The organism is Nocardia sp. NBC_01009, assembly GCF_045208035.1.
Lineage (GTDB): Bacteria > Actinomycetota > Actinomycetes > Mycobacteriales > Mycobacteriaceae > Nocardia.
In genome coordinates, this window is sequence record NZ_CP108695.1 from 8,161,337 (window position 1) to 8,179,796 (window position 18,460).

General features: G+C 67.2%; 14 protein-coding genes. 9 read left to right on the top strand and 5 right to left on the bottom strand.

Translation table 11 applies throughout. The annotated features are described in order from the left end of the window. Positions 1 to 35: 35 nt before the first annotated feature. Positions 36 to 914, bottom strand: coding sequence for a carbohydrate ABC transporter permease (locus tag OHA42_RS36970; RefSeq protein ID WP_406239865.1), 879 nt, complete (start codon positions 912 to 914; stop codon positions 36 to 38). A gap of 92 nt (positions 915 to 1,006) precedes the next feature. After that, entirely contained in the window at positions 1,007 to 2,350 is a 1,344-nt protein-coding gene (locus OHA42_RS36975) for an ABC transporter substrate-binding protein (RefSeq protein ID WP_406232887.1), read from the bottom strand. Positions 2,351 to 2,633: 283 nt separating this feature from the next. Here OHA42_RS36975 and OHA42_RS36980 point away from each other — a divergent pair, with 283 nt between their 5' ends. From OHA42_RS36980 to OHA42_RS36995, 4 genes are all read left to right on the top strand, one after another. Beyond that, entirely contained in the window at positions 2,634 to 4,925 is a 2,292-nt protein-coding gene (locus OHA42_RS36980) for a carbon starvation CstA family protein (protein WP_406232889.1), read from the top strand. 86 nt (positions 4,926 to 5,011) lie between these two features. Next, a complete protein-coding gene (locus tag OHA42_RS36985) occupies positions 5,012 to 5,182 on the top strand; it encodes a YbdD/YjiX family protein (RefSeq protein ID WP_328413389.1) in 171 nt (56 codons plus the stop codon). A 66-nt stretch (positions 5,183 to 5,248) separates the two neighbouring features. Then, positions 5,249 to 6,928, top strand: a complete 1,680-nt coding sequence (locus tag OHA42_RS36990) for a DNA-3-methyladenine glycosylase 2 family protein (protein WP_406232891.1) — start codon at positions 5,249 to 5,251, stop codon at positions 6,926 to 6,928. Positions 6,929 to 6,962: 34 nt separating this feature from the next. Then, entirely contained in the window at positions 6,963 to 7,553 is a 591-nt protein-coding gene (locus OHA42_RS36995; protein ID WP_406232893.1) for a methylated-DNA--[protein]-cysteine S-methyltransferase, read from the top strand. Between the two features lie 121 nt (positions 7,554 to 7,674). On the opposite strand, the gene OHA42_RS37000 is transcribed toward OHA42_RS36995, so the two are convergent. Both OHA42_RS37000 and OHA42_RS37005 read right to left on the bottom strand, forming a co-directional pair. Then, a complete protein-coding gene (locus OHA42_RS37000; protein WP_406232895.1) occupies positions 7,675 to 10,845 on the bottom strand; it encodes an AAA family ATPase in 3,171 nt (1,056 codons plus the stop codon). A 181-nt stretch (positions 10,846 to 11,026) separates the two neighbouring features. Beyond that, the gene (locus OHA42_RS37005) at positions 11,027 to 12,205 is read right to left on the bottom strand and encodes an exonuclease SbcCD subunit D (RefSeq protein WP_406232897.1); all 1,179 of its coding nucleotides are present in this window, start codon (positions 12,203 to 12,205) and stop codon (positions 11,027 to 11,029) included. A 613-nt stretch (positions 12,206 to 12,818) separates the two neighbouring features. On the opposite strand from OHA42_RS37005, the gene OHA42_RS37010 reads away from it, so the two are divergent. Together OHA42_RS37010 and OHA42_RS37015 are read left to right on the top strand one after the other, a co-directional pair. After that, on the top strand, positions 12,819 to 13,976 hold the full coding sequence (locus tag OHA42_RS37010; RefSeq protein ID WP_406232899.1) for a DNA recombination protein RmuC: 1,158 nt from the start codon (positions 12,819 to 12,821) through the stop codon (positions 13,974 to 13,976). 58 nt (positions 13,977 to 14,034) lie between these two features. Further along, positions 14,035 to 14,937, top strand: a complete 903-nt coding sequence (locus OHA42_RS37015; RefSeq protein WP_406232900.1) for a DUF6542 domain-containing protein — start codon at positions 14,035 to 14,037, stop codon at positions 14,935 to 14,937. A gap of 60 nt (positions 14,938 to 14,997) precedes the next feature. Here the strand turns inward: OHA42_RS37015 and OHA42_RS37020 are convergent, their stop codons facing one another. Beyond that, a complete protein-coding gene (locus OHA42_RS37020) occupies positions 14,998 to 16,008 on the bottom strand; it encodes a 4-hydroxy-3-methylbut-2-enyl diphosphate reductase (protein ID WP_328405862.1) in 1,011 nt (336 codons plus the stop codon). A 198-nt stretch (positions 16,009 to 16,206) separates the two neighbouring features. Between OHA42_RS37020 and OHA42_RS37025 the strand changes: the two genes are divergently transcribed. The 3 genes from OHA42_RS37025 to OHA42_RS37035 are packed head-to-tail and all read left to right on the top strand — an operon-like array spanning position 16,207 to position 18,445. Next, positions 16,207 to 16,836 (top strand): lipid droplet-associated protein, encoded by a 630-nt coding sequence (locus OHA42_RS37025; RefSeq protein WP_406232902.1) that lies wholly within the window; start codon positions 16,207 to 16,209, stop codon positions 16,834 to 16,836. A 35-nt stretch (positions 16,837 to 16,871) separates the two neighbouring features. Beyond that, positions 16,872 to 18,197, top strand: a complete 1,326-nt coding sequence (gene xseA / locus OHA42_RS37030; protein ID WP_406232904.1) for an exodeoxyribonuclease VII large subunit — start codon at positions 16,872 to 16,874, stop codon at positions 18,195 to 18,197. Then, positions 18,194 to 18,445, top strand: a complete 252-nt coding sequence (locus tag OHA42_RS37035; protein ID WP_328405868.1) for an exodeoxyribonuclease VII small subunit — start codon at positions 18,194 to 18,196, stop codon at positions 18,443 to 18,445. Before xseA ends, OHA42_RS37035 begins: the two co-directional genes overlap by 4 nt. Positions 18,446 to 18,460: the final 15 nt, after the last annotated feature.

The window sequence follows — 18,460 nt, forward strand, 5'->3', positions numbered from 1 at the left end:
TATCGATGATGCACGGCGAACAACCCGGTAGGCGTTCACAATTCGACCTCCTCGCGCCGCGCGAACCGCAACTGCACCAAGGTCACCACCAGCAGGATCGCGAAGATCACCCAGGCCAGCGCCGCCGCGTACCCGACCTCATAGAAGCTGAATGCGTTCTGGAACAGCATGATTCCGAGCAGGTAGGTGCCCGTCTCCGGCCCGCCGTTACCACCGGTCAGCGCATACGCCTGGTCGAAGGCCTGCACCGAGTTGATGATCGTGATGACGAAGACGAACGACAGCGGTCCGCGAATCAGCGGCACCGTGATCGACCAGAACCGGCGCAGCGCACCGGCCCCGTCGATCTTCGCCGCCTCGTACAACGTCTCCGGCACCCCCTGCATGGCGGCCAGCAGAATCACCGTCGCGAAAGGCACGCTCTTCCACACGGTCACGATGCTCAGCGACACCAGCGCCCAGTCCGGATCGATCAACCACGGCACCGGATCGATACCGACCCAGCCGAGCACGATGTTGAGCAGCCCGTCGTCACTGGTGAAAATGAACCGCCACACCACAGCCATGGCCACGGTGGAAGCCACCAACGGCAGAAACGCGATGGTCCGAAAGATGCCGATGCCCGCCAACTTTCGGTTGAGCACCGCGGCGACGCCCAACCCGATCACCACCGTCGGCACCAGCGTCAGCACCGTGAAAACCGCCGTATTCCGTAACGCGATGAGAAACAGCGGATCCGCCCCGAACAACCGCCGATAGTTCGCCAACCCCACGAAGCGGGGCGAACTGAACAAATCCCACGCGTGAAAGCTCAAATACAGCGAAAACCCCAACGGAAAAAGCAAAAACACCCCCACCGCCGCCAGGTTCGGCGCCACGAACAACCATCCCGCCCGCTCTCGCTGCCGGGCCAGCCGCCCGCGTTCGACGACTGGCACGGGGTGGTGAGCACTGGTCGACGGTTGCCGCCGCCCGGTGCCGCTCGACAGGCGCTCGCGCAGCGTGGTCATGTGGTGGGCTCCAGGAGGGCGTTGATGTCGGTGGTGAAGTCGCCGTCGAGGGCAGCCGCGGTGGCGGCGCCGCGCAGGACTCGGTTGCCGCCACGTTCGAGCAGGGCCGAAACCTTGCCCCAGGCGGGGGTGACCGGCAGGGGGCGGGAGCCGGCGGGGCCGCCGGTGAGGACTTCCAGGTTGCGGATTTCGCGGTGCGCGTCGGCGAAACCGCGCGAACCCATGGCCGATTTCAGGACGGGGACGAACAGACCCGAGGCGGCGATGATGGCCTGACCCACCGGGCCGGTCGCGAATTTGACGAATTCCCAGGCCTGTTCGATGCGCGGGCTGTCCGCCGCGATGGACAGACCGGTGCATCCCACATCGGTGATCGCGCCGGGACCACCATGGGGACCGACCGGCAGCACCGTGAGATCGACATCGAGGTCCTTCTTGCCGACGAATTCGGAGTACAGCCAGTGCCCGCCCATCATCATCCCGGCCTTGCCGCGCCGGAACAGGTCGGGCGCCGAAACCGATTGCTGGTCAGCGACTCTCGGCGCAACATGATGCCGCACCGCGAGATCGGCGTAGAACTGGAATCCCTCGGCGAACCGGGGATCGCCGAGATTGGTTCTGGTCGGCCCCACCGACGGCGTGAACCACTCCACCCCATTGTTCATGCCGAAGCAGGCCGCCGAGAAATACGGCACCCAGGCGTCGGTGAAGCCCCATTGCCGCGTTCGGCCCGAGGACTCACGATGGGTGAGAGCCTTTGTCGTGTCAAGGAATTCAGCGAAACTCCACGCCTCGGTCCAGCGGGCGGGCGGAGTTAGTCCGGCCTCGGCGAACAGCTGCCGGTTGTAATAGAGGAACACCCCGGACCACTGCTCGGGCAGCGCGTATTGCCCACCGGAATAGGTGAATGTGTCATACAGCGTCGGGAATCCGTCACTGCGCAGCGCGGCGGCGTGCTCGGCGTCGCGCTGGAGCAACGGGTTGAGGTCCAGGAGCACGCCACGCTCGGCGAGACTGGCGTAGAGCAGTTCCCAGGCCATGATGATGTCGGGACATTTGCCGCCCGCACAATAGGTGAGCATCTGCTGCAGCGCATCGGGCCCCGACACAATGGTGCGAATCTTGATGTCCGGGTGGGTTTTCTGGAATTCCTGAATGATCCGCTGCCGGACCCGCGCTTCCTGTGGCCGGGCGCCGAAGAAGAAGGTCAAGGCGTCGTCGTCGGCGCCACACCCGGTGGCGAGCAGCGGCGCGGCCAGGGCCGAAGCCAGCAGCGTGCGCCGGCGTAGCTGCCGAACCGGCGGGGTGGGTTGCGTTGAATCCAGCTGAGGTGGATGCATGGCGATCGAGACTAACCCTGGCCCATTCGGACGCAACGCATCGCGAACTGCCAGAAGTGGGGACACCGGGTGGGATACAGGTCAGCCCTCCTCGGGGCGGATGTAGCGCATCACGAACCGCATGGCAGCATACGTTCGGCAACACCGAGGTGATGGCCGACACACGAACAATATTTAACGTCGGCCGAAGGAGTCGGGAAACGCGCCCGCACGCCGTCACCGATCGGATACGTTGTCACGTGTTTCAGCAAGATCCTGCGCGTTTTACAGGAGAGTAGGGCGGATGGCGACAATCGAATATTTACGGACCGATCCCGAATTGCCGCCCGTCGGCGTTGTCGATCGGTCTCCGATAACCCCGGCCAAGAAGGCGGTGTTCGCCGTCATCGCGGTTCTCGGCGCGGTCGCGTGGGCCGTGGTCGCCATCGCACGAGGCGAGAACGTCAACGCCGTGTGGATCGTGATCGCGGCGGTCTGTAGCTACGTGATCGCTTTCCAGTTCTACTCGAGGCTCATCGAATACAAGATCACCAAGCCGCGCGACGACGTGGCAACGCCCGCTGAAGAACTGGAAAACGGCAAGGACTATATGCCGATGGACCGGCGGGTGCTCTTCGGACACCACTTCGCCGCCATCGCGGGCGCTGGTCCGCTGGTCGGTCCGGTGCTCGCCGCGCAAATGGGCTACCTGCCGGGCACGATCTGGATCATCGTCGGCGTCGTTTTCGCGGGTGCGGTGCAGGACTACCTGGTGCTGTGGGCCTCGTCGAAGCGCCGCGGCCGCTCGCTCGGGCAGATGGCCCGCGACGAGCTCGGCCCGATCGGCGGCGTCGCGGCGATCGTTGCGGTGCTGGTGATCATGATGATCCTGCTCGCGGTGCTCGGCATCGTCGTCGTGCAGGCGCTCGCCGCGGTCAAGGGCGCGGACGGCCAACTGCACGGTGGCAGCCCGTGGGGCGTGTTCTCGATCGGCATGACCATCCCGATCGCCCTTTTCATGGGCGTCTACCTACGGTACGTGCGACCGGGCCGGGTCGGTGAGGTCTCCGTCGTCGGGTTCGCGCTGTTGCTGCTCGCCATTATTTCCGGGCGCTGGGTCTCCGAGTCCGGTTGGGGCCGTGACCTGTTCACCCTGTCCGGCACCACCATCGCGTGGATGCTGATCCTCTATGGCTTCGTCGCCTCGGTGCTGCCGGTGTGGCTGCTGCTCGCACCGCGCGATTACCTGTCGACCTTCATGAAGATCGGCACCATCGGCCTGCTCGCCATCGGCATCGTGATCACCATGCCGGTGCTGAAGGCCCCCGCGGTGTCGGAGTTCGCGCACACCGGCAACGGTCCGTCCTTCGCGGGCAGCCTGTTCCCGTTCCTGTTCATCACCATCGCGTGTGGTGCGCTGTCGGGATTCCATTCCCTTGTCTCCTCCGGCACCACGCCCAAGCTGCTGGAGAAGCAGTCGCACGCGCGGATGATCGGCTACGGCGGCATGCTGATGGAGTCGTTCGTCGCGGTCATGGCGATCATCACCGCCAGCATCATCGACCAGCACCTGTACTTTGCGATGAACGCGGGCGCCGGGCTCACCGGCGGAACCGCCGACAAGGCGGCCGCCTACACCAATTCGCTCGGACTCAGCGGTGACCCCATCACCGGCGCTGAACTCACCAGGGCCGCGACCGAGGTCGGCGAGACCAGCATCGTCTCGCGCACCGGTGGCGCGCCGACGCTGGCGGTGGGTATGTCCCAGGTGATGTCGCAGTTCCTCGGCGGCTCCGGCATGAAGGCGTTCTGGTACCACTTCGCGATCATGTTCGAAGCGCTGTTCATCCTCACCACGATCGACGCGGGCACCCGTGTCGCGCGCTTCATGCTCTCGGACTCCCTCGGCAATCTCGGCGGCCCCGCCAAGAAGTTCAAGGACCCGTCGTGGCGGCCCGGCGCGTGGATCTGCTCGGCCGTCGTGGTCGCCGCATGGGGTTCGGTGCTGCTAATGGGTGTCACCGATCCACTGGGTGGCATCTACACGCTGTATCCGCTGTTCGGCATTTCCAACCAGCTGCTCGCGGCGATCGCGCTGACCGTTGTGCTGACCATTCTGATCAAGAAGGGCCTGGTCAAGTGGGCCTGGATCCCGGCGCTGCCGCTGATCTGGGATCTGACGGTGACCATGACCGCGTCCTGGCAGAAGATCTTCTCGGCCGATCCGAAGCTGGGATACTGGAAGCAGCACAATAACTACAGCACGGCCCGCGATGCCGGAAAGCTGTTGGCGCCTGCCAAGAATGTCGACGACATGGACAAGATCGTCCGCAACACGTTCATCCAGGGCAGTTTGTCGATCATCTTCGCGGTGCTCGTGTTGATCGTGGCGGTGGTCGGCGTCGTGGTCTGTGTGCGCGCGTGGCGGGCGGGCGGCGGCCCGAGCAGCGAATCACCGGAGGAACCATCGAAAATCTTCGCGCCACGTGGTTTCATCGCCACTCCCGCGGAGAAGGAAGTACAGAAGGAATGGGACGCCCTGATCGAATCGGGGCAGGTCCGCGCGCCGGGCGCCGCACACGCCCGAGGGCATTGACCGCATCCGACGCCCCGCGCTCCGGCCGGTCTCCACGACCGGCCGGAGCGCGGCTGCGCGCAGCCGCAACCGCCTGCGGCACTACGGTGCGCGCGCTCGGCTGGTGGTTCAACTCGGTTCTCGGCGGTCAGGACTATCAGCGCTATATCGCGCACCTGCGCCGAGCCCATCCCGGCTGCGAAATCCCCACCGAACGGGAGTACTGGCGTACCCGCCACGCCGACGCCGATCGCAACCCCAGCAACCGCTGCTGCTGAGCCCCCTAGGGGGTAGTGGCGGATTTCCGCTAGCGCACAACGAGGGTTGCTGCCATTGTGGTTGGGGTGACGATCACGGCATTGGATTTCGAGCGCTGCTATCGAGCGGTGTCCACCAAGGACCCACGATTCGACGGCCAGTTCTTCACGGCGGTGCGCACCACCGGAATCTATTGCCGCCCTTCGTGTCCGGCGATCACGCCGAAGCCGACCAATGTGACGTTCCTGCCGACGGCCGCGGCAGCACAGCAGGCCGGATATCGCGCATGCCGCCGCTGTCTGCCCGATGCCGCGCCGGGATCGCCGCTCTGGAACACCCGCGCCGATCTGGCCGCCCGAGCGATGCGGCTCATCGGTGACGGCGTCATCGAACGCGGCGGGGTGCCCGCGCTTGCCGCGACGCTCGGCTACTCGCAACGCCAGCTCACCCGGGTGCTCACCACCGAGCTCGGCGCCGGGCCGCTGGCCTTGGCGCGAGCGCACCGCGCACACACGGCCCGGCTGCTGATCCAGACCACGAGCATGCCGATGTCCGACATCGCCTTTGCCGCCGGATTCGCCAGTATCCGTCAGTTCAACGACACCGTGCGCGAAGTGTTCGCGGTCAGCCCCACCACCATGCGCACCGAGGCCCAGCGGGTGACGCGTTCGGGGAACGGTCAGGTGGTCGCGCCGACGAATGGTTCGCTGACACTGCGGTTGCCCTACCGGGAGCCGCTGGATCGGGCGTGGCTGGAGTGGTTCCTGTCTTCACATGTGGCCCCCGGGATGGAGCTGTGGGAGGACCGCGCCTACACGAGAAACCTGCGCACGCCGCACGGGCACGCAACGATCCGGCTGAGCTTCCAAAGCGACCATGTGCGCGCCGAACTGGCGCTGCACGATATGCGTGACCTGGCCCCGACTGTCGCGCGAGTGCGCCATCTGCTGGATCTGGACGCCGACCCGGTCGGCATCGATGAGGCGCTCGGTGTCGGTCCCGCTGCTCCGCCGACGGAGCCGAGCCGGGTGACCCGGTTGGACTACGAAACGGTGGCCTCGCGACGAGCGACAGCACACCGCCGCGACGCTGCGGAGTTCATACCCGACGGCGCCGACCTGCCCGACGCGGGGACCGCACCCGCACAGCACCCGTTCAATATCGGAGTGACCGTACGCACCACCGAGCACAGTCAGCCTGCCTTCACACCGGGAATCCGGGTGCCCGGCTGCCTGGATGGACCGGAGTTGTTGCTACGCACCATGATCGGGCAACAGATCTCGGTCTCCGCGGCCGCCACCCACACCGCGCGGTTGGTCGAGGCACTCGGCGAGCGCGTGGATGGACCGGTGCCGTTGCTCTTCCCGACTCCCGACGCGATCGCCGAACGCGGCGCGGAGGTACTGACCGGCCCTGCGCGGCGTGTCCGCTCGATCATCGGCGTCGCCGAGGCACTCGCCGCAGGCGAGCTAGTGCTGCACCAAGGCCGCACCGCAACGGATTTGCGCCGCGAACTCATAGGCCTCGACGGTGTCGGACCGTGGACCGCCGACTACGTCACCATGCGCCTGCTCGCCGACCCGGACATCCTGCTCGATACCGACCTGGTGGTACGGCAGGGCGCCGGCCTGCTCGGCCTCGACCTCACCGACACCTCCCGCTGGGCGCCGTGGCGTTCGTATCTGTCCATGCACCTGTGGAAGACGGCACTGGCGGGCCGTGGCACCAAGGCGGCGGCTCGTTCGAAGCCACGCACCAACTCCTGATCACCCCTGCCAACTCGAAAGCGAGTGCCCGATCGTGACCGCTGCGATTGCAATTCCCCGCGATACTGTCCAAACAGCAACCACCACAGCTGATTTCGCAATCACCGAAACGCCGATCGGCCCATTCACGGCACTGGTGGACGCCGACGGGGCGGTATTGGCCTCCGGCTGGACCGCCGACGCCGAGAACCTGCGCGGGCTGATCCACCCGAGCCTGCGGCCCGCCGAACTGCGCCACCGTGATTCGCTCGGCGAGGTGACCCGAGCGATCACCACCTATCACGACGGTGATCTGACGGCGATCGACGACATTCCCGTCCGCCAGCAATCCGGCGAATTCCTCGTACACGCGTGGGAAGTGCTGCGGACCGTCCCCGCGGGGAGCCCGATCACCTACACCGACTATGCCGTGATCTCCGGCCGCCCCAACGCCACCCGCGCGGCCGCCAACGCCTGCGCTCGCAACGCCGCCGCCCTCTTCGTCCCCTGCCATCGCATCTTCCGCATCGGTGGCGCTCTCGGCGGCTTCCGCTGGGGACTGGAGGTGAAGCGCTGGCTGCTCGACCACGAAAGCCCCACGCATCAGCTGGGACTGAGCAGTCTGCGGACCGACCCGAATTCCTGACAGCCGAACGCCGTGGCCGATATCGGCGTTTCCTGCACTCTGTCGGCGAAACATCGCGGCGGCGAACAAGGCGGTGCCGTGGTGGCCGATGGCTGAGCTCGTCGCCGGTGCCGAGAAAGAATCAGGCGACAGTAGTTTCGAGGCGGGAGCCTGCGCGGCCACGCAGGACGTGCAGGCGGCTCGGGATGCGTTGGCGCATTTCGTCGACATGGCTGACCACACCGACTACCCGGCCGCCGTCACGGAGTTCGTCCAATACGCCCATCACAGCATCGAGCGTGTCGGCGTCGAGGCCACCGAAACCTTCGTCGATGAAGAGGGTGTCCAGGACCAGGCCGCCCGACTCGGCGGCGACCGTGTCCGCCAGACCGAGCGCCAATGACAGTGAGGCCATGAAGGTTTCGCCACCGGAGAGAGTTTTCGCGGGACGAACAGCGCCGGTGTAGTCGTCACGGATATCGAGACCGAGGCCGCCGCGACGGCCACGCGGGCCGGCCTTGTCGGAGTGGACGAATTCGTAGCGGCCACCCGACATTCGGCGCAGCCGGACCGATCCGGCCAGCGCGACCTCCTCGAGGCGAGCGGCGAGCACGTAGGAGCGCAAGGACATTCGACGGTTGTTCTCGCCCCTGCCGGCGACCACCTCGGCCAGCGCGGCGAGTTCCTCGTGGGCACGCTGCACGGGGGCGATGCGCTCCACCGCAGCCCACAGCTGACCGCCGAGACGCTCCAACTGGCTCACCCGACGTGACGCCTCCGCGTGCGCGGCCACGGCGACGTTCAGCTCGGCCTGCGTGGCGGTCACCAACGCCTCCAGCTCCGCGAGATCGCCGGGTTCGGCCCTGGCCGCCGCTTGGATATCCGGTTCCGCGAGAACGGCTTCCGCGTGGGCACGAGCCCGGTCTGCGGTCACCAGCTCGGCTTCGATCTCGGCTTGCCGCTGCGCCGTGCGCGCGGCCGCCGTCACCACCCGCGCGTAGGCGGTCAGCATGGCCACGTCGTCGCGCCGCACGACGGCTGATTCGGATCCCGTACCGAGCGCACGTGCATCGACCGGTTCGCTATCTGCAGCCGAACTGTCGGTGTCGACGACGCCCGGCCGCGGATCCGACGATTCTCCGGCCACTGCGAAACCCGCTGCTATTGCGAGACTTTCGACGCGGTCGGCGACTGCGGCCACCTGTTCGGCGGCAGTCGCGGCGTCCTGGCGCGCGTCGCGCAGCGCGGTGGCGTCGGCGATCAGAGTATGCAGGCGGGCGCGGCGGCGATCAATCGTCTCGTCAGCACCGGCGGCAGCGCGCAGCCGGGCGGTGAGTTCGGCGAGGCGGGTGGTCGTGGCCGAGATGCCTGCGGCGACCGTGCTCCGGCGGGTGTCGGATCGGCGGAGTTCCTCGTGCAGGCGCAGTTCATCGGCCCGCAGGCAGGACAGCTCGGCCGTGAGGCCCTCGGACCGGCCCGCAAGTTCGGCGGCGTCCTCGTAGCGATCGGTGGCAGCGCGCAGCGTGGCGGCCAGTTCGACTCGGTCGGCATCGCCGCCGCGCGCGATCAGCGCCTCGATGTCGCGTTCCAAGGTGGTGATGTGCGACAGCACGCGGTCGCGGGCGTCCTCGGCGGCGCGTTCCGCTGCGGCCGCGGCATCCTCGGCATCCTTGGATACGGCGCTGGCAGCCGGCCGGGCGGGCGCGGGATGGTCGGCGGAGCCGCACACCGTGCACGGCTGTCCCTCCGAGAGCTGTCCGGCAAGTTCGGCGGCCATCCCCGCCAGCCGGCGCTCACGCAGGTCCAGCACCCGTTCCTTGGCGTCGTTGTGCGCGGTGCGGTTCGACTCGAATTCGATTCGCGCACGGTCGAGAGCGCTTCTGTGTCCGGCGATCTCGACGGCGGCGGCCGCCGCGATCTGCAGGCGTTCGCATTCGGCGGACAGCCCGGGCAGCGAAGCCGCGGCCTCGGTGGCCTCGCGCAGCCTGCCCTCGGTGGTGACGATTGATCCAGGGAGCTCTTCGCGCAGCCGAGTCAGCTCGCAGACCCGGGCGGTCAGCGTGGCGGCCTCGTCGTGCAGGCCGGACAGTTCAGTGGTCAGCGTGGTCGCTATGGCTGCGTCGGCGCCGACCTCGTCGAGCGCGCCGATCTGACCGCTCCACCGCCGAATGGCCGCATCGATATCGGCATCTGCGCCGACGATCGGGGACGCGTCGGCACCGGCCTCGATGGCAATCAGGTCGATCCCAGCGATATCGGCAGCCGCCGGTTCGACGAGCAGGCCGGCCAGTCGCGCGGCGACGCGCTGAGATTCGTCGGCCTTGCGGCGCGCGTGCATGACGGCGGCACGAGCCTCGCCGATCGCCTCGTCGACCGGCGCTGCGCGACGAGCTGATTCGAGTTCGGCTTGCAGATCAGCGCGGTGCACGGCAGCGCTGGTGTACTCGTCGAGCTGTTGTCGGGCGACTGCCATCCGGCGGCGCAGCTCGTGCACCCTGCGCTGCTGCTCGGCGAGCGTTCGCACACGCACCGAATCTTGTTGCCTACCTTCGGATTCCGCTGCGGCAGCCGCCAGTTCGGCACGGGCGGTGGCGAGCAGATCCTGCGACCACGACACCGCCTCCAGCGTCTCGACGGATTCGGCGCGGCCGAGTCCCACCGCACCTCGAATCTCGGCGATCAGTTGATTGATCCCGTCCTTGCTCGCCTCGACCTCGGCGGCCGACGCTCGACGCTTGTCGGCCAGCCACTGCTCGGCCGTGCCGAATCGTTCGGTGTCGAAGAGCTTTTCGAGCAGCTTCTCGCGATCCTCGTTGTCCGACCGCAGGAATCGCGCGAAATCACCCTGCGGCAGCAACACCACCTGGAAGAATTGTTCGGCACTCATACCGAGCAATCGGACGATTTCCTCGCCGATATCCGGTATGCGAGAGAGGTTCTGGCCCTGCCCGTCCAACCATTCCAACGTCGCTTTGGCCTGTTCGGTACGGACGCCGCTGCCACGCACCTTGGGCCGCTCGAACTCTGCGGTGCGCGTCAACCGCACTCGCCGCCCGCCGAGCGTCGCCTCCAAAACCACGCGCGGCGGCGTCTGCTCGGGCGCATGATCGGAATGCAACCGCTTTCCCTCGCCGCGTGCACCGGGCACCTTGTTGTACAGCGCGAACGCGATCGCATCCAGCACGGTGGTTTTGCCCGCACCGGTCTGGCCGTGCAGCAGGAACAACCCGTCCGCGCCGAGCGCGTCGAAGTCGACGACTGTTGTTTCGGCGAACGGGCCGAACGCGGTCATCTCGAGCCGGTGCAGTCTCACGCGACGGCCCCGACGCCCGGCAGCGCAGACTGATGTATCGCGGAGCGGAGCCGGTGGTCACCGCAGGCCGGCAACCTCGAGCCCGGCCACGTTGGTTCCGCGCCACCCGAGGTCACCCCATCCGCGTCCGACACGCGAAGCGGTGGCCCGGATCGCACCCCACCGGCGCGAGCGTCCGTGCTCACGCGGACAATTCCTGGATCGTGCCGCTCGTCGCCGTAACCGCGTCCGGTTCGGTGACCGCCGCGGCGAGAGCTCGTTCCAGCCACTGCATTTCGCCCGCCGTCGGCACACCACGGACATCGGCGAGGAAGCTCTGCGCTACATCGGTGTCGCGGCGGCCGTGCACTCGTTCACGGTAGCGCAGCTCCGGATTGCCCTCCGGGCGTGACCATTCCACGTGCACGGCATGCGGGAAGCGTTCGCGGAGCTTGCGCATCGCATCGACGGGGCGCGCGTGGTCGGTGAGGGTGGCCGAGACGTAATGGTCCTCGGCCGCGGTGTGCACCGGGTCGGCGAGCAGTTCGTCGAGAGTGCCGGTGAGCTTGCTCAGCCCGCGCACCAACGGCAGGTCGTGGCGGCGCACCGATTGCAGCCCTTCGGCATCCAGATCGATGATCCAGACGGCTTTGCGGTGGGAGTTCTCCGCGAACGAGTACGGCAGCGGCGAACCCGAGTAACGGACCGACTCCGACAGGGACTGTGGCGAATGCAGGTGACCGAGGGCAACGTAGTCGATGCCGTCGAATGCCGACATCGGCACCGTCTCCACCCCACCGACCGAAATGGATCGCTCCGAGCCGGTCGCTTCCCCACCGACGACGAATGCGTGCGCGAGCACCACCGTGCGCGTTCCCGGCCGCGCGGCGATATCGGCCCGTATCCGGCCCATGGCTGCGTCCAGGATCTCTGCATGCGAACGTGCCTGCGGCACACCGAGTTCGGCACGGGTGATCTCCGGCTCCAGGTAGGGGATCCCGTAGAAGGCGACCTCGCCGTGTCCGTCGGTCAGCAGTACCGGCCGGTCGGCATCGGCGACGGTGGTGCGCAGATACAGGCCGCCCGCGGCCGCGAAACTGGCTCCCGCGCCGAGGCGGGCGGGGGAATCATGGTTGCCAGCGGTCGCGACGATCTGCGCTCCGGCCGCGCGGATGGCCTCGAAACCTCGATTGCACACGGCAATCGCATCGGAGCTCGGGATGGACCTGTCGTACACGTCGCCCGGCACCACAACGACGTCCACCGACTCCGCGACCACCAGGTCGGCGATGGCAGCCAGCGACCGAGCTTGGTCGGTTAGGAGGTCGACCCCATGGAACGTGCGGCCGATGTGCCAGTCCGAGGTGTGCAACATCCGCATGCCGCGAAACCGTAGGCGAACCCACCGACAGACTCAATTATTTTTGGCCGCGCCTGCGGCGCGGCGTGTTCGCGGCCCCCTTGGTCTCGCTTCCGAGCGGCCGAGACTCGCGCCTTCGGCGCATGCGCTTCGGCCGCTCGGAAGCGAGACGGGCCGCGAACTCTAGTGCTCGATCTCGCTGCGCTCGGAAGGTGTCATCGTGCCGAGTGGGGGCGTCGGTAGCTGAGCTTGCGACTTTGGTCGATGCGCGTCGGTTGTTGTGAGGGGTGGGACGCGCCGCGAACGCTGGTGCTCGATCTCGCTGCGCTCGGAAGGTGTCATCGTGCCGAGTGAGGGCGTCGGTAGCTGAGCTTGCGACTTCGTGGATGCGCTGCGGCTGTGGAGGTGGGACGGGCCGCGGAGGCTGGTGCTTGGTCTTGTGCGACTCGGTTCTCGGTGGTTTCGGGTGTTGCTGGTCTGGGCTTCACTCGCACCCGGCGTGGTTTGCTGAGCTCGCCGCGGCAAGCATCTGCACACGCTGTCCGTGCGGTTCCGTGACTGTTTAGCGAGGTGCTGCTGCCTGGTAGCTCGGCGGATTCGTTTCTTGTCGGTGGAGTGCGGCACTATCTGCGCTATGACCGCACCGATGCTCGTCGCACTGATGCTGGTGTTCGCCGCGGGGGTCGGCCTCGGCTGGCTCGGGCATGCGGCGCGCGCGGGGCATCGGGCGACGGCCGCGGAGGCGAGATTATCGGCGGCCGCCGATAACGAACGGTTGCTACGGCAGTCGCTCACTGCGGCCAATGAGGATGCGGCGCGTAGGCATTCGCATGCCATCGGCGCCATGGTCGATCCGTTGCGCGAAGCGGTCGGCGCGCTGAATCAGCACATCCAGCAGGTCGAGCATCATCGCATCAATGCCTATTCCAGCCTGCGCGAACAGGTTGCGGGCATGCAGCGCACCTCGCATCAGCTCACCAGCCAGACCAGTCAGCTCGTCGCGGCGTTGCGCGCGCCGCAGGTGCGCGGGCGGTGGGGCGAGATCCAATTGGAGCGGGTGGTCGAGCTGGCAGGCATGAGCAGGCACTGTGATTTCGACACCCAGGTGACCAAGGCCACGCGCGGCGACGGAACTTCCGAACGAACCGCCATGGTCCGACCCGACCTGGTGGTCCACCTGGCGGGCAACCGGCAGATCATCGTGGACGCCAAGGTGCCGTTCACCGCCTATCTCGACGCAACCATGGCCGATGATCCCGACGTGCGCGCCGAACTGCTCGGCAGGCACGCCAAGCATCTGCGCTCCCACATCGATCAGCTGGCCGACAAGGCATATTGGACGGCATTCGATCCGACACCGGAGTTCGTCGTCTTGTTCGTGCCGGGTGACCCTTTCCTCGATGCCGCGCTGACCACGGATTCCGGACTGCTGGAGCACGCGTTCGGCCGCAACGTGATCCTCGCAACGCCGACGACATTGATCGCTTTGCTCCGCACGGTCGCGTTCAGCTGGCGTCAAGAGGCATTGTCTCGAGATATGGCAACCGTTCAGCAATTGGGTAGGGAGCTGTACGCCCGGCTCGGCATGACCGGCAAGCATCTGGATCGGCTCGGCGCGCAACTCGGTAAGGCCGTGGACGCTTTCAACTACACCGTCGCATCCGTGGAGTCGCGGGTGATGGTCACCGCACGCAAATTGCACGACCTGGAAATAGCTGAACGCGAGGTGCCAGCAATCCATCGTGTGGATTCCTGGCCGCGCGCGGTGGGCTTCGCCGACGCCGACGATTAGCCCGGACAATGGACGTGCCGTAACGCCACCGAGCGGGATGGCAGTTAGTGTTCATAGCGTGGCTGCTTCCCAACGTGTGCAATCCCGGGTGCCCGCGCCGCATCGTTCGATCCTGCCGTCGGTCCCGGGCATCCCGGCCGGCGCAGCGGTCCTGATCGCGGTCGCCAGCACGTTTCTGGGGTTCCTTATCGATGCCAGCGGCGAGGGCGGCGAGCTGACCGGCACCTTTGCCACGCTGTATGTGGTCGGCTGCGTGATCGCGGTACTCGCCGTGCGCTACCGCGGCCTGTTCACCACGATGGTGTTGCCGCCGCTGCTGCTGTTCGTTTCGGTGCCGCTGGCCTATCAGCAACTGACCGGGCGCGAATCGACCTCGATCAAGGACATCCTGCTCAATCTGGCGATCCCGTTGGTGAACAGGTTCCCAACGATGGCAATTGCCACGCTGCTCGTGCTAGCGATCGGCGCGGGCCGGATCCTGCTGCACCGGCGCGAAGCAACCTCCGAGCGCACCGACGAGTCCAGGCGCGGCACGAGCTGGGGCCGCAGCGCACCGAAACGCCCACGGACCGGTACGTCCGCGGGCACCCTGGCCGAATCCGCTCGCCGCCGGGTCAAGCGCGCCGAGCCCGAACCCGACGACCTCGACGACCTCGACGCCGATGAAGCATCGCCGCGAATCCGCAAACGCGCCGGCGGGCAAGTGGCCGATACGCCGCCGCGGCTGGCCGCCACCGCCGCGGAACCCGGGGCCGACGACCGTCCCACCGCAAAATATCCCCGCGGCAACCGTGGCCCCGCCCGGCCTACTGCCGCGATGCCGCGCGCAGGCGCCGAGCCGAACCGCAGGTCGGGAGCTCGTGGGCGCGCCGAGCTACCGCCGCCGCATCCGCAGCCCAATGTCCGCTACCGCGAACGTGATTCGAGCAGGACCGAACGGCGCAAGCCGGAGAACCTGTAGTTACGACCGTGCCCGGGCGCCTATTACGGCCCCGGGCAACAGCGATCAGTGCGACAGTGCTCAGTTCCGAGTGGTGCGCAACTCCCGCGGCAACGCGAACACCAGCGTCTCATTAGCGGTGGTGACGGGCTGAACATCGGCGAAGCCGTGCTCGGCCAGCATGTCCAGCACACCGCGGACCAGGATTTCCGGCACCGAAGCGCCGGAGGTGATGCCGACCGTCCGCACCCCCTCCAGCCACGCCGGATCCACTTCACGGGCGTAGTCGACCAGGTAGGAAGCCTTGGCGCCGGCGCCGAGAGCCACCTCGACCAGCCGCACCGAGTTCGACGAATTGCGCGAGCCGACCACGATCACCAGATCGCACTCCGGCGCCATCGCCTTGACCGCGACCTGACGGTTCTGGGTGGCGTAGCAGATGTCGTCGCTCGGCGGATCCTGCAGCGAGGGGAACCGCTCGCGCAGCCGCTTGACCGTCTCCATCGTCTCGTCGACGCTGAGCGTGGTCTGCGACAGCCAGATGACCTTGGACTCGTCGCGGACTGTGACGCGATCCACCGAATCGGGACCGTCCACCAGCTGCACATGGTCGGGGGCCTCCCCCGCGGTGCCCTCGACTTCCTCGTGGCCTTCGTGGCCGATCAGCAGGATGTCGTAGTCGTCGCGGGCGAAGCGCTTGGCTTCCTGATGCACCTTGGTCACCAACGGGCAGGTCGCATCGATGGTGTGCAGATTGCGGGCTGCCGCCGACTCGTGCACCGCGGGCGAGACACCGTGCGCCGAGAACACCACGACCGCGCCCTCCGGCACCTCGTCGGTCTCGTCGACGAAGACAACGCCCTGCTCACGCAGTGTTTCCACGACATGCCGGTTGTGCACGATCTCCTTGCGCACATAGATCGGCGCACCGTGCTTCTCTAGGCTCTTCTCCACCGTTTCCACCGCGCGGTCCACGCCGGCGCAGTACCCACGAGGCTCCGCGAGTAGCACTCGCTTTCCGCCGTCGGCATCGGCAGATCCGGAACCGGCCGAGCGGGCGATTCCGAGGTTCAAGGATATGGCCGAAGACATGCCGTTCAGCTTACGTGCGCCGGACGAATCGATCAGCGGCCGGTCACCGCCGCGACGCCATGGTGCGGAACAATATGGGTGACGTCCGGACATCCGTCTGGGACGAATTGGCCGGAATGGTGGTGGATGACGGTGCCGGACGGTGACACATACGCATCTGTTCTTTGCATAACAACCCGCTTCGGGCAGGCTAGGACCATGTTCCGACCACCATTCCTGGCCCGCGTCGCCGCCGGTGCGGCCGTTTATGCCATCGAAGAAACCCGTCGGCTACCCACGGCGGCAATGAATCTCCCGATCACCGCGATCAGCCAGATGTTGCAGACCACGATGCACATCCAACAGTTCGTGACCAGCCTCGCTCTCAAGGGCGACGCGGTCTTCGAGCAGTTCACCAATAGCCCCGTGGAACAACCCGAGTGGGCCACGTTCGACGAGGACGCGGCACCTGAGCAAACCCTCGGCTCCGATACCCCCGCCACCGCACGATCCAGCCGTTTCGACCTGTACACCGCCGAGGAACCCACCGAATATCGGTCCAACGGCCACAGCTCCGCCGTGCAGACCCTCATCGAACCGGAAACCGCCGAGCAGGAAACCGCTGCCCCCGACACCGACGAGCCCGAGCCGGAGCCGGAGATCACCGAACCGGAAGTCGCCACCCGCTACGACTACGCCAACATGACCCTGGCCCAGCTACGTGCCCGCCTGCGCATGCTGACCGTCGAGGATCTGACCGCGCTGCTGGATTACGAGCAGCAGACTCGCGCCCGCGCGCCGTTCATCACCATGCTGACGAACCGGATCGCCACCGTGCGGGCCCAGTGACCGAACCCCCGACGTCTTCGTCGACGGTTGGCCGGGTGTCCTCCGGCCAACCCGACCGTCCGGCCGATTCGGCCAAAGCCACGCCGGCCAATTCCGCCGAGCAACCGTGGCCGGTGCGTTCGGTGGCCATCAAGGTCGCGCAATGGATCGATCGGCTCGGCAGTATCTGGGTCGAGGGCCAGATCACCCAGATCAATCTGCGCCCCGGCACCCGCACCGCGTTCCTGGTTTTGCGCGATCCCTCCGCCGACATGTCGTTGTCGGTGACCTGCGACCCCGACCTGATCCGCACATCGCCTGTCCCGCTGCAAGAAGGCAGCAGGGTGGTGGTCTACGGCAAGCTTTCGTTCTTCACCGGCCGCGGCACAGTGTCGTTGCGCGTCATCGAGATTCGCCCGGTCGGCATCGGTGAGCTGCTGGCCCGCATCGAACGCCTGAAGGCGCTGCTCGCCGCCGAGGGCCTGTTCGATCCCCGGCTGAAGCGACCGATCCCATTCCTGCCCAAGACCGTCGGGCTCATCACCGGCCGGGCCAGCGCCGCCGAGCGAGATGTCCTCACCGTGGCCCGCAATCGTTGGCCCGCAGTGCATTTCGAGATCCGCAATACCGCGGTGCAGGGCCCGACCGCGGTGCCGCAAATGCTGGAGGCGCTGGCCGAGCTCGACCGCGACCCAGCCGTCGAGGTGATTGTGCTCGCCCGCGGCGGCGGCAGCGTCGAGGATCTGCTGGCCTTCTCCGACGAGGCCCTGTGCCGCGCGATCGTCGCCGCGACCACCCCGATCGTCAGCGCAATCGGCCACGAACCCGACAACCCGCTCAGTGATCTGGTCGCCGACCTGCGCGCGGCCACCCCCACCGACGCCGCCAAGCGCATCGTGCCCGATGCCGCCGCCGAGCTGGCCGGTGTGCGCGATATGCGAGCCCGCTCGGCTGCCGCGCTGCGCGGCTGGGTCGACCGCGAAACCAGGGCGCTGGTGCAGCTGCGTTCCCGGCCGGTACTCGCCGATCCACTGCGCGAACTCGAACGCCGCTACGAAGAAGTCGAACGACTGCGCACTGCCACCAGGCGCACCGCCGAACATCTGATCCGCACCGAAGCCACGGCAACGCGCCATCTACGCGAGAAGTTGACCGCGGTAGGCCCGGCCGCGACGCTGGCCCGTGGCTACGCTGTCGTGCAGCGCGTGAACGGCAAGGAGCGGCATGTAGTGCGCTCGATCGACGACGCGCCCGCGGGCAGTCAGCTGCGTATCCGCGTCGCCGACGGCGCCGTGACCGCCGCCGCGCTCGGCACCCAACAGCTCGGCACCCGAACAGTGGGCGCCGAGCCCACCGAAAACACCGAAGCAGGGAGGAAATGACCGTGGCCGACTCCGGCAAGGACGCCGACACCGAGCTGGCCGAGATCGCCACCTTCGGCTATGAACGCGCCCGCGACGAACTGGTCAACGTCGTGAAAATGCTCGAGCAGGGCGGTATGGACCTCGACGATTCGCTCGCGCTGTGGGAGCGCGGCGAGGCACTCGCCAACCGCTGCGAGGAACATCTCGCCGGCGCACGCAAGCGCGTCGAGGACGCTTTGTCCCGATCCGAGGCCGAGTCCGAATAAGCCCGAGGAGCAGTA